Source organism: Candidatus Syntrophocurvum alkaliphilum, assembly GCF_009734445.1.
GTDB classification, from domain to species: domain Bacteria; phylum Bacillota; class Syntrophomonadia; order Syntrophomonadales; family Syntrophomonadaceae; genus Syntrophocurvum; species Syntrophocurvum alkaliphilum.
This window is the reverse complement of sequence record NZ_CP046457.1, coordinates 1,307,135-1,322,752: the sequence shown is the minus strand read 5'-3', so window position 1 is coordinate 1,322,752 and position 15,618 is coordinate 1,307,135. Positions and strand designations below refer to the sequence as shown.

Below are 15,618 nucleotides of genomic sequence, written 5' to 3'. Positions count from 1 at the left end.
ACGATTGCAAAAAGCACTTTAGCGAGTCAAAGGTGAGTCAAAGGGGACGGTTCCTTTTGACTCATTCACTTGAGTCAAAAGGAACCGTCCCCTTTGACTCACCTTTGACTCGTAATAATTGTATTCAAAAAAATATTATTAATAGAACAAGTCATCTTTTGACTTGTTCTATTTTTTATTTGGGAATCATACCCTTCTAAAAGAATATACGTAGACTAGCTGTTTTATATGCTTTTGGAGGGATGATATTGCTTAATTTAATATGGTTACTACTTTTAGCATCAGGAATTATTGTTGCAGCAATTAACGGCAATATAGAAGTTGTAACCGAAGCTGCTCTTGGAGCAGCTAAAGGAGCAGTTGAAGTTTGCTTCGATCTAATAGGAATTATGGCTTTATGGCTTGGGATAATGAAAATAGCAGAAAATGGTGGCCTAATTAACACCCTCGCACGATTATTAAAACCTATAATGGTTCGTTTGTTTCCTAGTGTCCCCAATGATCATCCTGCAATGGGAGCTATAATACTAAACCTGAGTGCTAATATGCTAGGGCTTGGGAATGCCGCTACACCTTTTGGGATGAAAGCAATGCAAGAATTACAAAAGCTTAATAAAAATTCTGATACTGCATCTGAGGCAATGTGTACATTTTTGGCATTAAACACTTCATGTATAACATTAATACCCGCAACAATAATTGGAGTGAGACTTTCCTTTGATTCAGCAAACCCAACTGAAATAGTAGGTGCTTGTATTTTCGCAAGCCTTTGTGCAATGACGATAGCTGTATCTTTAGATTATTGGTTTAGAACTAAAAGTCCTTGGGGGAGGAAAAAATAATGCTACTTGATTCTCTTACAGTTGTTTCCAAATGGGCAATACCCCTTTTATTATTAGCAATACCTATATATGGCTATATAAAAAAAGTGCCAGTATACGAAGCATTTGTTGAAGGTGCGGAAGAGGGCTTTAAGACAGCAGTAAAAATTATACCATTTTTAGTTGGCATGATGGTGGCAATTTCAGTTTTTAGAGCATCTGGAGCAATGGATTATCTTATAGCAGCAATAGCTCCACTTATGGTAGCTTTAGGTGCACCTCCTGAAGTACTGCCTATGGCAGTAATGCGACCACTTTCTGGAAGCGGTACTTTGGGCATAGCAACTGAACTAATGAGAGTTTATGGACCGGATTCTTTTATAGGTAGATTAGCTTCAGTAATGCAAGGAACAACAGATACTACCTTTTTTGTTTTAACAGTTTACTTTGGAGCAGTTGGAATAAAAAAATATAAATATTCACTTTACACAGGTTTAACAGCTGACATTGTCGGATTATTAGCTGCTATATATATCTGCAATATGATATTTAGATAAAAAAGCAAAAGGATATTAAAATCAAAAATCCGTTTTGTTATTGTAATGATAATTATCTCTTAATATATTTTTAACAGAAAATGAAGGCTATATATTAGTAAAATAGTAGACATAAGTAGTAAATTCTACTACCCTTATTATAATCAAATGAAAGTATCCAGAGGGATAAACCTTTACTCTTACCATAGTGAATAATATAAGGTTTTTAGCGATAGAATAAAATTGAATTTATATTTAAACAAAGGGTGATATGAGATGAAATACATACATGCTGTACCAAACTTCAGTGAGGGTAGTAACAAAGATGTAATAGAAGAAATTGTAAATCAAGTGCGTGATATTGAAGGGATTAAAGTGATTGATTATTTTCCAGATCCAGACTTTAATCGCACTGTTGTGGAATTAATAGGTAAACCAGCGGTTGTCAAGGAAGCTCTACTTAATATGGCAGGTAAAGTTTTTGAGCTAATAGATATGGAAAAACAAACTGGAAACCATCCTAGAATTGGAGCACTTGATACTTTACCTATATTTCCATTAGCAAGAATTTCTTTGGAAGAATGTATAGAATTCGCTGAAGAATTAGGAAAAGAAATATATGATAGATATAAAGTTCCTATCTATTTTAGTGGAGAAAATGCTAGAACTGAAGAAAGAAAAAACTTAGATTTTATAAGAAAAGGACAGTATGAAGGTTTAAAAGTAGTTATACATCAACCTGAAAGGGCACCAGATTTAGGGGAACCAGTTTTACATAAAAAGGCAGGAGCAACTATCATTAGTGCTTCCCAAAGTGGTCACGTATCAGTAAATGTTATATTAGGGACTAATAATTTAAGTATAGCAAAAAATATTGCTAAAGCTGTACGTGGTCCTAGTGGTGGTTTTAGTACAGTTCGTTCTCTTGGTATATATTTTGAAGAAAGAAACCTAACTGCTGTTTCTATGACCATGCTGGATACGAACAAAACCCCAATTTATAGGGTTTTAAAACTTATAGAATTAGAAGCAGAACGATATGGTATACCTATAGTTTCAACACAACTTGTTGGGACTTTACATCAGGATGCACTAATAAATTGTGCAGAATATTTCCTTAAAATAGAAAACTTTAATTACGATCAAATAATCGAAAACCACCTTGCTGATTTATAAGGAGTGAAAAATTTAAATGCTTTCTGATTTAACAGTTAAACAATTCGCAAATGATTTATCATCTGATTCACCAGCACCTGGTGGAGGAGCTGCAGCTGCACTTACTGGAGTATTAGGTGCTAGTCTTATTTCTATGGTATGTAATTTGACTTCTGGAAAAGAAGCTTATAAAGACTTTGAAGAAGAAATACAAGACGCATTAGAGCAAAGTCAAAAAATAAAAGATAAATTATTAGTATTAATAGATGAGGATGCCAAAGCATTTAGTGGTGTTATGGATTTGTACAAGCTCCCTAAATCTACTGAAGAAGAAAAAGCCAAAAGAACTGAGGCGCTTCAAGCTGGATTTAAAAAAGCAGCAGAGGTACCTTATGAAATTGCAGAACAATGTCTTGAGATACTAAAGATTGCTGAAAAAATAGTACAAAAATCAAATAAAAATGTGATAAGTGATGTAGGAGTAGCAGTCCAATCTGCACTATCAGGGTTAGAAAGTTCTGTATTAAACGTTAGAGTGAATTTGGTTTTTATAAAAGATGAAGCCTACATAAAAACAATGAGTGACGAGGTAGATAAACTTATAAAAGAAGGTACACAGTTAAAAGAAAATACATATAAAAAGGTTTTAACAATGCTAAGTTAATTAGAAAGTGGTAAAAATGAATTTTACTGGATTGATTGTGGGTGCAATTTCCTTTCTTATTATTGGCATATTGCATCCAATCGTAATAAAAGTTGAATATTATTTTGGGAAACACTACTGGCCGGTTTTTGCTATTTCTGGTCTTATTTGTTGTATAGCATCAGTTTTGGTTGATAATATACTTATCTCAATACCGCTAGCTATATTAGGTTTTTCCTTGTTTTGGAGCATAATGGAATTATTCGAACAAGAAAAAAGGGTGCAAAAAGGTTGGTTTCCAGCTAACCCTGCAAAATCAAAAAACCAAGATAAATAATAAACCATTAATACTTGATAATTAAAACAATCTAATAAAGTACATAATAACAGAGAAAGATTTATTCTCTGTTATTTTTTTATGGAGAATTTTACATGCCAGACAGCGAGTTTTTGTTAATAACAAATAATCCAATGGTTAAAAATAAAAACGATATATAAGTTTATTTATACATGCAACGAGAGAAAGGTAGGTAAGGTATGGAAAATTTTTATGACCTTTTAATTCTTGGAGGTGGACCAGCTGGCTTAGCTGCAGGTGTATATGGAGCAAGAGCTCGTATGAAAACTGCTATTTTAGAAAAAGGTAAACCAGGTGGACAAGCAGCAACTACTGAAGAATTAGAAAATTATCCTGGCTTTGGGAAAGGAACAACGGGACCAGGTTTAAGTGAAGAGATAGCCAAGCATGCAAAAGAATTTGGTGCAGAATTTATACAAGATAATATAGAATTTGTAGATTTAAACTCCACTCCCAAAAAGGTTGTTGGTAAAAAGAAAGAGTATTATGCAAAATCCATAGTGTATGCACTAGGTGCAGAACCAAGATTATTAAAAGTTGAAGGAGAAGGTAAATTTAGAGGCAAAGGTGTCAGCTATTGTGCAACGTGTGATGCGGACTTCTTTGAAGAGCTAGAAGTTGTAGTTGTGGGAAGTGGTGATGCTGCAATTGAAGAGGCTGAATACCTATCAAAGTTTGCTGACAAAGTAACTATGATAGTCATACATGAGGAAGGTAAGGTGGATGCTAATAAAGTATCAGCAGAACGAGCCTTTAAAAATCCTAAATTAAACTGGTTGTGGAACTCTACAGTTCAATCAATCAATGGAGATGAAATAGTAGAAAGTATAACAGTTAAAAACATAAAAACAGGTGAAGTACAAGACTACCCAGCACATGGAGTTTTTATATTTATTGGTATAAAACCTACCAGTGATTTAGTAAAGGATCAACTAGAACTTAATGAACAAGGTTACATTATAACCGATGAAAGAATGAGAACTAACATTGAAGGTGTTTTTGCAGCAGGAGATGTTAGGGAAAAATATTTGCGCCAAGTAATAACTGCAGCTTCAGATGGTGCGACAGCTGCATTTGCTGCAGAGAAGTATGTTCACGAGACTGAAATTTGGGAAAAAGAAGTTTTGAAAGTTAAAAAACCAGTAATAGTTACTTTTTATAATCCAACAGATCTAAAAGGAACGGAAAAAATAGGAATAGTAGATAACTTTATAAAAGAAAATGAAAGGTTTGCATTAGTAAAAGTAGATGCAACAAGAAATGAGCTAATAAAAACAAGATATGATATAGATTCTAAAAAATTACCTACTATTTGGCTTTTTAAAGATGGTGCAAAAGTAGATGAAATAAAATCTTTAACCTATGAAGAACTTGAAAAATTAAACAAACAACATTAAAGGAGATGATTATATGCAAGAAGTTTCTAAGGATAATTTTGACCAAGAAGTATTAGAGCATAATGGCTATGTTTTAGTTGATTGGTGGGGGCCTAAATGTGAAAAATGTTTAGAGTTAATGCCACATGTTGAACAATTAGCTGAGACTTATAATGATAAAATAAAGTTTTGTAAAGTAGATACATCTGGTAATAGAAGATTAGCAATATCTCAAAAGATAATGGGCTTACCTGCAATACTATTCTATAAAAACGGTGAAAAAATAGATGAACTATCAGGTCAAGAAATAGTTCCAGAGGATATAGAAGAAAAAATACAAAAACATACAAGTTAATATTGAGGGGGAAAACCATGAAGCTAGAACTACGCAATATCCTAATTAATGATATCCAATTTGGAAAAACAACTGAAATAAAAAATAATACATTGTATATAAACAAACAAGAATTATTAGAGGTTATTAAGGATGACCGATTAATAAACATGGATATTGAAATAGTTAAACCAGGTGAGTCTGTCAGGTTGTGTCCAGTCAAAGATGTTATTGAACCTAGGGTTAAAATAGACAGTAATACAAAAGTATTTCCGGGTTTAGGTAACAATCCTGCAACTGTAGGAGAAGGAAATACTAATGTATTAAAAGGTATGGCTGTAATAACAGTTGGACAAATAGTTGGATTTCAAGAAGGCATAATTGATATGTCTGGTCCTGGAGCTGAGTACTCCCCGTTTTCCAAAACAATTAATCTAGTTATTTTAAGTGATAAAGCAAATGGATTAAAGCAGCATCAACATGAAGATGCAATTAGACAAGCTGGATTAAGGACTTCTGAATACCTAGCTGAAGTAAGTAAAAATATTGAGCCAGATGAAGTTTTAACTTTTGAAACTAAACCTGTTATCGAGCAGATAAATCAATATCCAGAGTTACCTAAAGTAGCTTATGTTTACATGCTTCAATCTCAAGGGTTACTTCATGATACCTACCTTTATGGAATAGATGTGAAAAAAATCCTTCCAACATTTGTATATCCAACAGAAATAATGGATGGAGCTATAATTAGTGGCAACTGTGTATCTGCATGTGATAAAAACACTACCTTTCACCATCAAAACAACCCTGTAATTCATGATTTATATAAAAGACATGGTCAAGATATTAATTTTTTAGGAGTAATAGTAACCAATGAAAATGTAACGCTATTAGATAAGGAACGTAGTTCAGATTATTGTACTAAGCTTGTAAAACACTTAGGTGTTAATGGTGTAGTTATAAGTAAAGAGGGCTTTGGTAATCCAGATACTGATCTAATAATGAACTGTAAGAAAATGGAGTCAGCTGGAATAAAAACAGTATTAATAACTGATGAATTTGCTGGCACAGATGGTGCCTCGCAATCCTTAGCTGATGGAGATAAAGCTGCTAATGCTGTAATAAGCTGTGGAAATGCTAACGAATTAATTGAACTACCACCAATGGAAAAGTACTTAGGTTATGCAGATGTTGCTAATGTCATCGCAGGAGGTTCTGCTAAATCACTAAAAGAAAATGGAACAATTATTGTTGAATTACAAGCAATAATAGGAGCTACTAATGAACTAGGATTTAATGAATTAGGAGCAATAGGAGCATAAGAAAGGAAGATGATTAATGGATAAAACATTTTTTGAAAATAAGAAAATATGTGTATTAGGAGATAGAGATGGAATACCAGCACCATCAATAGCAGAATGTATGGAGACAATTGGTGGAGAAATACTTTTTAGTAGTACAGAATGCTTTGTTTGAACTGCAGCTGGAGCCATGGATATGGCTAATCAATCTAAAGTTAAGGAAATAGCAGATAAACACTCTCCAGAAAATGTAGTAATAATTATTGGTGCTGCTGAGGCGGAATCTGCTGGATTAACTGCAGAAACATGTATAGCTGGTGATCCAACCTTTGCTGGTCCCTTGTCAAACGTAGCACTTAAATTAAAGGTTTACCATATATTCGAATTAAAAGATTTAGTATCTGAAGATGTTTACGAAGAGCAGATTGAAATGATGGAAATGGTTTTAGAAGTAGATGATATTAAAAAAGAAATGAATGAAATAAGAGCTCAAGCAGGACAACCTGCTTAAAGGAGTTGGAAATATGGAACAAATCCGAGTAGTTCATTATTTAAATCAGTTTTTTGGACAAATAGGTGGTGAGGAAAAAGCTAATATAGAGCCATTTGTTAAGGAAGAAGCTGTTGGTCCTGGTAATCCTCTAGTACAAGCACTTGGTAATGAATTTAAAATAGTTGGAACTGTTATTTGTGGTGATTCTTATTTCAATGAAAATATTGAAAAAGCAACTGAACAACTGCTATCAATGATTGAACAGCTAAAACCAGATTTATTAATAGCGGGTCCAGCGTTTAATGCTGGTAGATATGGCATTGCTTGTGGTGCTGTATGTGCTGCTGTACAAGAAAAATTAAATATACCTGTAGTTACTGGTATGTACAAAGAAAATCCAGGAGTAGAGTTGTATAAAAAAAGTATTTTTATAGTAGAAACAGGAAGTTCAGCTGCAAAAATGCGTAATGCCTTACCTGATATGGCTAAGCTAGCTATAAAAATAGCTAAAAATGAAAAACTAGGTATTCCAGAAGAAGAAAAGTATATACCTAGAGGTATTAGAAAGAATATATTCCATCCAACTAGGGGCTCTACTAGAGCTGTAGATATGTTGGTAAAAAAAATTAATGGTGATGAGTTTACTACTGAATATCCTATGCCTGAATTTGATCGGGTAACACCAAGAAATCCGATTAAAGATATAACTACGGCTAAAATTGCATTAGTAACATCAGGAGGAATTGTACCTAAAGATAATCCTGATAAAATTGAATCTTCAAGTGCATCTAAATATGGTAAGTATGCTATTTCTACAATAGATAACCTTACAGAAGAAAAATTTGAAACAGCACATGGGGGTTATGACCCTGTTTATGCCAATATAGATGCTGATAGAGTGCTGCCTGTAGATGTACTAAAACAAATGGAAAAGGAAAACCTTATTGGAGAACTTCATGATTACTTTTATAGTACAGTTGGCAATGGAACTTCTGTAGCAAATGCCAAAAAATATGCCCACGAGATTGGCAATGAATTAAAAAAAGATAATATAGATGGCATAATTTTAACCTCTACCTGAGGTACATGTACTCGTTGTGGTGCAACGATGATAAAAGAATTAGAAGATATAGTTGATATACCAACAGTGCATATATGTACTATAACCCCTATTTCAAAAACAGTAGGTGCAAATAGAATAGTGCCAGCAGTAGCCATTCCCCATCCATTAGGAAATCCAGATCTAGAAGAAGCCGAAGAGTTTGCATTAAGAAAAAGAATTGTTGATGAAGCACTAACAGCCTTAACAACTGAAGTAAATGAACAAACAGTTTTTTAAACTTTGCAAAGGGGGCTTGAAATGAATTATCCGGTAATAAAAGCCGCATCTTATGTGCTTGTTCATGCACCTAGTATTATGATTAATAATGGTACAACTTTAACCATGGAGCGAGCACAAAACCCTCACTCAAAATTTCTTATAGATATTAATAATCATATACGTGACTTTGATACTGCTGTTGGTTATGCTCCTAATCAAGTTTATATAGGAAATTTACCCCCCGAACAGCTAGAAGAAGTATCAAAACCTTGTTATGAAAATTCTGTTTCTAATAATAAAGATGGTAAATTTGGAGAAATAATTGATGAAGCAGAGTTTTATGGCTTAATAAAACTAGCCGATAGCTTTAACTTAGTAGAGCTTAGTGAAGAGTTTTCACCTAAAGTTTTAGAAAAACTTAATGCAAGAGAATTATTTTCTAAAAAACGATTATCTGTTTTAGAAAAATCAAAACCCATTGCAGAAATTGAAGAGCTTGTATCATCCAATAAAGCTCAAGGATTATACTTAGGTAGTAATTTAATTGGGTGTGTTAGAGAAGCTCATGAAACAGATCCCAATTTAAATTCCCATGTCATATTAGAAAACTTAGTATCAAAGGCATCAGGCATATTAGCTATTAATAATTTAAAAACGAAGCACAATTTAAACCCTGACGAAATTGATTACATTATAGAAACCTCAGAAGAAGCAATTGGTGATATGAACCAACGAGGTGGAGGTAATATGGCTAAAGCTATTGGCGAGGTTTGTATGCTGAAAAATGCTACTGGGGCTGATATTAGAGCCTTTTGTGCCGCGCCAGCTCATGGGATTTTAAAGGCTGCTTCATTGGTGAAAGCGGGTATATTCAAAAATGTAGTTGTAGTGGCTGGTGGTTCTTCAGCTAAGCTTGGAATGAATAGTCGTGACCATATTAATAAAGATATACCAGTATTAGAAGATATGGTAGCTGGTTTTGCAGTACTTGTAAGTGAAAACGATGGGATTAACCCTATAATCAGAACCGATAATATTGGAACTCATACCATTGGTTCAGGTTCATCTCCCCAAGCAGTTATAAAAGCAGTTGTAATAGATCCCTTACAAAAAAACAATATGAAAGTTTCGGATATAAATAAATATGCTCCTGAGCTTCAAAATCCGGAAATAACAGTTCCTGCAGGAGCTGGTGATGTTCCACTAGCAAATTATAAAATGATAGCTGCTATGGCTGTGAAAAATGGGGAAATAGAAAAAGATGATATATTAGAATTTGCTAAAAAACATGGAGTAATCGGTTTTGCCCCTACACAGGGACATATTCCTTCTGGAATCCCCTTAATTGGACACATAAGACAAGCAATACTTGATGATAACTTAAATAATTCGATGATAATAGGCAAAGGAAGTTTATTTTTAGGTAGAATGACAGATTTATTTGATGGCATAAGTTTTATAATTGAAAAAAACTCTGGTGTTATAGATTCCAAGCAATACGTTAGTGATGAAGATGCTAAACAACAAATTAGAGAAATAATTGCCGAAATTTTAGAAAATGTAGTTGATTCTACCGTCCGGAGGTGATATCTTGAAAAGTGGTATAAAAAAAGACTTAGTTTTAGAAGTATTTTCTGAACTAGCTTATAACCTACGAACCGGACAAAACTTATCAAGAATAAAAATAGGATTAACAATATCTGGCAGTGAAATAGATGCTAGTGAACTAATAAAAGCTGCAGAATTAGTTATGAAAAAAGATCCTAGCTTAGAAGTAATTATTATTGGTGAGTCGCTTGAAACAAACTTACAGGTTTACAATGTAACAGATGAAAAAGAAGTCCATGAAAAATTAAATGAACTTCTTAAAGCAAATGTTATTGATGGTGCAGTTGCTATGAATTATTCCTTTCCTATAGGTGTTGCAACTGTTGGTAAAGTAATAGCTCCTGCTACTGGTAAACCAATGTATATTGCAACAACAACAGGTACATCAGACACAGATAGAATAAAAAGTATGGTTAAAAACACTGTTTATGGCATTGCAGTTGCCAAAACAGATGGTATAGATAATCCTACTGTAGGCATTCTTAATATTGAGGGTGCTAGGCAAGTAGAAAGACAATTAAATAATATGCGTAAAAATGGATTCAATTTTACATGGGGCCATTCAAAAAGGAGTGATGGTGGGCAAATTTTAAGAGGGAATGACTTAATAATGGGAAGTGTTGATGTTGTTATAACTGATACCCTAACAGGTAATATTCTCATGAAACTATTTAGTGCTTATAATAGTGGAGGGGAGTATGAAACAATGGGGTATGGCTATGGACCAGGAGTTGGACCCGATATTGATAATATAGTATGTATAGTATCCCGTGCTTCTGGAATGCCAGTAGTATGTGGAGCCATAGAATATTGTGCCTCAATGATAAGGAATAATTTAAACAAGATTTCTACAGAATTAATAACCAATGCCGATAAATATATTAATAAACCAAAAGAAACTAAGCACTTAAACCAACAAGAGAACATAACATGTCCGCCAGAAAAAACCACCAATAGTCAAATAGATGGAATAGATATTTTAGAATTAGATGATGCCGTGAGGTTATTGTGGAAGAATAATATCTATGCTACAAGTGGCATGGGGTGTACTGGTCCTGTAATTTTATTAGCTGCTGATGATAAGGAAAAAGCTATGGAGATACTAAAATCATCTCAATATTTTTAAGTGGAGGGTAAAAAAATGAAAAGTGATATTCAAATTGCTCAAAATGCAGAAATGAAACCAATTGCTGATATAGCCTCAACAATAGGTTTATCTGAAAATGATATTGAATTATATGGTAAGTATAAGGCTAAAGTTACTCTAGACGCATGTGAAAGAGTAAAATCAAATCCTTCTGGAAAACTTGTTTTAGTTACAGCTATAAATCCTACCCCTGCTGGAGAAGGTAAAACTACAACAACAGTTGGATTAGGACAAGCTCTTAATAGGATTGGAAAAAAGACAATTATTGCATTGCGCGAGCCTTCTTTAGGCCCTAGCTTTGGTGTTAAAGGTGGGGCAGCTGGTGGAGGATATTCTCAATTATTACCTATGGAAGATATAAACTTACACTTTACAGGTGATATACATGCTGTTAGTTCAGCACATAATTTGCTAGCCGCATTATTGGATAATAGCATTCATCAAGGTAATCCATTAAACATAGATCCTCGTCAAATAGTATTTAGAAGAGTAATGGATTTAAATGAAAGGGCTCTTAGAAATATTATTGTAGGTCTTGGAGGAAAAGTTAACGGTGTTCCAAGAGAATCAGGATTTGATATAAGTGTGGCATCAGAAGTCATGGCTGCTTTATGTTTAGCTAATGATTTAATGGATTTAAAAGAAAGATTTAAGAGAATAGTAGTTGCATATACTTATGATGGAGAACCAGTTACAGCAGGTGATTTAAAAGCTGAAGGTTCTATGGCACTTTTAATGAAAGATGCCATAAAACCTAACTTGGTACAAACATTAGAAAACACACCAGCATTTGTCCATGGTGGACCATTTGCTAATATAGCCCATGGTTGTAATACCGTAATGGCAACTCAGCTAGGAATAAAACTTGCAGATTACATGATTACTGAAGCTGGATTTGGAGCAGATTTAGGAGCGGAAAAATTCTTTAACTTAAAATGCCGTTATGGTAATTTAGTACCAGATGCAGTAGTATTAGTTGCTACAGCTAGAGCTCTTAAAAATCATGGTGGTGTTGCTGTAAGTCAATTGAATGAAAAGAACTTAGAAGCATTGTCAGAAGGTCTAACAAACCTAGAAAAACACTTAGAAAACCTAAGTAAATTTGGTGTTCCTGTTGTAGTTGCTATTAACGAATTCCCAAGTGATACACCAGAAGAAATAGACATGATTTTTGAAAGATGTAAGGCATTAGGAGCAGAAGTTGCCTTATCAAGAGTTTGGGCAGAAGGTGGAAAAGGTGGAGAAGATTTAGCGAATAAAGTTGTAGCAGCAGCAGAGAAGGACAGTACATTTAACTTCTTATATGAAGATGAATTACCAATATCATCTAAAATCGAAAAAGTATGTAAAGAAATATACGGTGCTAATGCAGTAACATATAGTAAAGATGCACAAAACATGATTGAAAAATTTGAAGAGCTAGGCTATGGAAATTTACCAGTTTGTATGGCTAAAACACAATTTTCTTTCTCTGATGATCCTACACTAAAAGGTAGACCAAAAGATTTTGATATTACAGTAAAAGATGTTAAGCTATCAGCTGGAGCAGGATTTATAGTAGCTTTAGCAGGTAGTATAATGACAATGCCAGGGTTAGGCAAAACCCCTGCCGCAGAAAAAATAGATATATTACCAGACGGGGAAATAGTAGGACTATTTTAATCTAAAATAAAAAACTCTAGCTTTAATTTAATGCTAGAGTTTTTTTATGGTAATTTATCTTTTATTAATTAGTGAGAAAACTTCAGCTCTAGTTTCAGGACGTGTTTGAAAAATTCCTCTTACAGCAGATGTTACTGTAAGAGAGCCTGGTTTCTTAACTCCGCGCATAGTCATACACATATGTTCAGCTTCAATTACAACTGCTACCCCAAAAGGGTCAATAGTATCATTTATACAGTTTGCTATTTGAGAGGTTAATCTTTCTTGGAGTTGAGGTCGCTTAGCATAGGTTTCTGTAACACGGGCCAATTTACTTATACCTACAATCTTGCCTTTTTTTGGTACGTAAGCAACATGAGCCTTTCCGTAAAATGGCAGCAAGTGATGTTCGCACATTGAATATAGTGCAATATCTTTAACTAAAACTAATTCATCATGATGTTCTGTAAAACAAACTTCCATTAATTCAACTGGATCATTATTTATACCACAAAAAATTTCGTCATACATATTTGCTATTCTTTTAGGTGTGTCTACTAGGCCTTCTCTAGATGGATCTTCTCCTATAGCATCTAATATCATTTTTATTGCTTCTTCAATTTTTTGTTTATTAATTGGTTTAGGATTCATTTTTTCCTCCAAATTTGATGTTAGAAATACTTTGTGATTATTTCTACAATTAAAACAATACAAAATAATTAGACAAAATACAAGAAAAATATTATAAACAAAAAACTTATTAAACTTGGTTATAAATAATCGTTATATAGATCCAACAAAAGATTTATATCATCTTCATCAATGTATTTATATGTAGTATTAATAAGCTCTAACTGAGCTGGTAAGCTAAGCTCCATAAAACGACTATATAAATTATGAACATCATTATATGTGATTTCTGTATCAGATAAAACAAACATCTCGGCAACATCTATAGCAAATGCTTTTGCTTCAGGTATAATTAGATCTCTTATAATTGAGTTTATATCACCCTGATCAAGTAATTCTTTTATTGGGTTTAATAAAATAATCTTATTGGCATCAAGGAGTATTATAATATTTTTTTCATCAAGCATAATATCTTTAACTGTAAAGGGAAAATTTGTTGTATCCAAATAAACAATATTATTTTTTACAGTAATGTATTCAAAATTTGAAAAAGACAATTTGTTAATAACGTAATCTATAATTTTATGGGGAACAGGTAAATAACCTATTTTTGCATTTTTAATTTTAAATTGCATTATGCCTTCATTACAACAAGGTGAAATGTTAGTTGTAATATACCAAGGTATGGTAATCCATCTATTTTCATTACGAATCAGGAATGTTAGTTCTATTATATCTGAAGAAATATCAACATTGCTTACACTTATATTTAATTCGTCGTCGGTATCTAAATGGTCACCAAGATAGAAGTTTAATATTGACAACGTTTTTTCTTCTGAAAATTTAAGTTTATTATTATCTGTTATTGTTTCTGTAATTATATTTATATAACTATTCCCATTAGAAGAATTAACACTATTACTTTGAGGCATTATTAAAGCTAAAATTCCTAGCAATAGTATTAAAGTTACTGTTAAAATTACAAGGTTTCTAGTATAGGACATATAATTCTCCTCAGTTTAAATAAAAGTATAGCTACTATTATAAACCTAGTCGTTGGTTTAGCAAGTTTATATACTTTAATCTGTAATTTTTTTCGAAATTACATAACTTTTTTTCATTTTCATATAGAGTTTCATTATTAGAATATTCTGGTAAACTATCCATTAATTCTTTTCCTATAGATTTTAAAAAATTACAATTTAATAGTGCTTTTGTCCACCGATCTGGAATTTCTTTAGCTCCATGAAGTGCACCACATAAACAACCAACCATTGCTCCTATCGTATCAGTATCGCCACCTTCATTTACCGCTTTAATAATACTGTTTTCTAAATTGTCCTTAGTTTTTATAAAATGATATAAACTAAACAATACTGATCCTAAGACAAAAGGACTAGTATGGTTACAATTAGGGTTATTACTAGTTGATGCTGCTAATTTATCTATATGCTCAATTGCAGTATTATAATCTAAATCCATAAGTTGTTCAACTAGTTTGATTGCTTTTGATACTTGATGCTTTGTTTCTAAATCCCACATAATAGTGGGGTAATTAGCAACCATATATTCTTCAGTATTATAAACAAAAGAATAAAGTGATTGCAAAAAATTAAATATAGAAAAATTATTTGTGCTGTTAATTAGATAACTTATTGAATACGAAATAATACAAGCTGCGGCAATACCACGTATATCACGATGTGTTAATAGACTAATATCAATAACAGCTTTTTGTTGCATATCAAGGTTATCATGATAAAAAATTCCAACGGGAGCAATACGCATTGCTGCCCCATTTCCAGCACTATTCACTCCAGAAACATCATAAGGAGTAAATTGCATAAGGTTGGAAACAGCCTGGACAAAGCCAGGTCCTACACCGCGGAACAAACCAAATTCGTAATTAGGTTTAAATTTTGCAAATTTAATATATTGATTAGCTATAAAAGAAAGATCAACATTTCTATATAAATTAAAACATTCACAGAGAATTAGTGCTTGTTGAGTATCATCAGTATAAATACCTGGCATACGTTTTTGTTTTAATTTCCTTTGTAAAAAATTTAAAGATTTTTCGTCATTGGCATTATTTATTAGTAATTCTATATTTTCATTCTCTCTAATATCAGTTACCTGACCAAAATTATTTTTTATTTCAGCTTTATGATAGCCTTCTATTTGAGCACCTAAGGCATCACCACATGCTAATCCTAAAATTGCTCCCATGGCTTTATCATTAATACTCATTTAA

Annotated in this window: 16 protein-coding genes; 13 read left to right on the top strand and 3 right to left on the bottom strand. The window is 32.8% G+C overall.

Annotated elements, in window-relative coordinates:
• The first annotated feature begins 248 nt into the window (after positions 1-248).
• The 13 genes from SYNTR_RS06400 to SYNTR_RS06340 all read left to right on the top strand — a co-directional run bounded on the left by SYNTR_RS06400 (position 249) and on the right by SYNTR_RS06340 (position 12,755).
• A complete protein-coding gene (locus tag SYNTR_RS06400) occupies positions 249-842 on the top strand; it encodes a nucleoside recognition domain-containing protein (RefSeq protein ID WP_156203744.1) in 594 nt (197 codons plus the stop codon).
• On the top strand, positions 842-1,378 hold the full coding sequence (locus SYNTR_RS06395) for a spore maturation protein (RefSeq protein WP_156203743.1): 537 nt from the start codon (positions 842-844) through the stop codon (positions 1,376-1,378). Before SYNTR_RS06400 ends, SYNTR_RS06395 begins: the two co-directional genes overlap by 1 nt.
• Before the next feature lie 255 nt (positions 1,379-1,633).
• Positions 1,634-2,533: a glutamate formimidoyltransferase gene (ftcD, locus tag SYNTR_RS06390; RefSeq protein WP_156203742.1), complete on the top strand. Its 900-nt coding sequence runs from the start codon at positions 1,634-1,636 to the stop codon at positions 2,531-2,533.
• Positions 2,534-2,549: 16 nt separating this feature from the next.
• Entirely contained in the window at positions 2,550-3,176 is a 627-nt protein-coding gene (locus tag SYNTR_RS06385; protein WP_156203741.1) for a cyclodeaminase/cyclohydrolase family protein, read from the top strand.
• Between the two features lie 16 nt (positions 3,177-3,192).
• Complete coding sequence (locus tag SYNTR_RS06380; RefSeq protein WP_156203740.1) at positions 3,193-3,492, top strand: DUF4491 family protein; 300 nt, start codon at positions 3,193-3,195, stop codon at positions 3,490-3,492.
• 200 nt (positions 3,493-3,692) lie between these two features.
• Positions 3,693-4,910 (top strand): thioredoxin-disulfide reductase, encoded by a 1,218-nt coding sequence (trxB, locus tag SYNTR_RS06375; protein WP_156203739.1) that lies wholly within the window; start codon positions 3,693-3,695, stop codon positions 4,908-4,910.
• A gap of 13 nt (positions 4,911-4,923) precedes the next feature.
• A complete protein-coding gene (trxA, locus tag SYNTR_RS06370) occupies positions 4,924-5,244 on the top strand; it encodes a thioredoxin TrxA (RefSeq protein WP_156203738.1) in 321 nt (106 codons plus the stop codon).
• Positions 5,245-5,261: 17 nt separating this feature from the next.
• Positions 5,262-6,545 (top strand): glycine/sarcosine/betaine reductase component B subunit, encoded by a 1,284-nt coding sequence (locus tag SYNTR_RS06365; protein ID WP_156203737.1) that lies wholly within the window; start codon positions 5,262-5,264, stop codon positions 6,543-6,545.
• A gap of 16 nt (positions 6,546-6,561) precedes the next feature.
• Positions 6,562-7,035, top strand: a complete 474-nt coding sequence (grdA, locus tag SYNTR_RS06360) for a glycine/sarcosine/betaine reductase complex selenoprotein A (protein ID WP_156203736.1) — start codon at positions 6,562-6,564, stop codon at positions 7,033-7,035.
• A gap of 13 nt (positions 7,036-7,048) precedes the next feature.
• A complete protein-coding gene (gene grdB / locus SYNTR_RS06355) occupies positions 7,049-8,356 on the top strand; it encodes a glycine reductase complex selenoprotein B (protein ID WP_156203735.1) in 1,308 nt (435 codons plus the stop codon).
• 21 nt (positions 8,357-8,377) lie between these two features.
• Positions 8,378-9,925: a glycine/sarcosine/betaine reductase complex component C subunit beta gene (grdC, locus tag SYNTR_RS06350; protein ID WP_156203734.1), complete on the top strand. Its 1,548-nt coding sequence runs from the start codon at positions 8,378-8,380 to the stop codon at positions 9,923-9,925.
• Between the two features lie 4 nt (positions 9,926-9,929).
• The gene (gene grdD / locus SYNTR_RS06345; protein WP_243140148.1) at positions 9,930-11,072 is read left to right on the top strand and encodes a glycine/sarcosine/betaine reductase complex component C subunit alpha; all 1,143 of its coding nucleotides are present in this window, start codon (positions 9,930-9,932) and stop codon (positions 11,070-11,072) included.
• Between the two features lie 15 nt (positions 11,073-11,087).
• Entirely contained in the window at positions 11,088-12,755 is a 1,668-nt protein-coding gene (locus SYNTR_RS06340; protein WP_156203733.1) for a formate--tetrahydrofolate ligase, read from the top strand.
• Between the two features lie 54 nt (positions 12,756-12,809).
• Here SYNTR_RS06340 and folE read toward each other — a convergent pair whose 3' ends face one another.
• The 3 genes from folE to SYNTR_RS06325 all read right to left on the bottom strand — a co-directional run bounded on the left by folE (position 12,810) and on the right by SYNTR_RS06325 (position 15,614).
• The gene (gene folE / locus SYNTR_RS06335; RefSeq protein WP_156203732.1) at positions 12,810-13,385 is read right to left on the bottom strand and encodes a GTP cyclohydrolase I FolE; all 576 of its coding nucleotides are present in this window, start codon (positions 13,383-13,385) and stop codon (positions 12,810-12,812) included.
• Between the two features lie 119 nt (positions 13,386-13,504).
• Positions 13,505-14,368 (bottom strand): hypothetical protein, encoded by an 864-nt coding sequence (locus SYNTR_RS06330; RefSeq protein WP_156203731.1) that lies wholly within the window; start codon positions 14,366-14,368, stop codon positions 13,505-13,507.
• Positions 14,369-14,405: 37 nt separating this feature from the next.
• Positions 14,406-15,614 (bottom strand): ADP-ribosylglycohydrolase family protein, encoded by a 1,209-nt coding sequence (locus SYNTR_RS06325; protein ID WP_156203730.1) that lies wholly within the window; start codon positions 15,612-15,614, stop codon positions 14,406-14,408.
• Positions 15,615-15,618 lie beyond the last annotated feature (4 nt).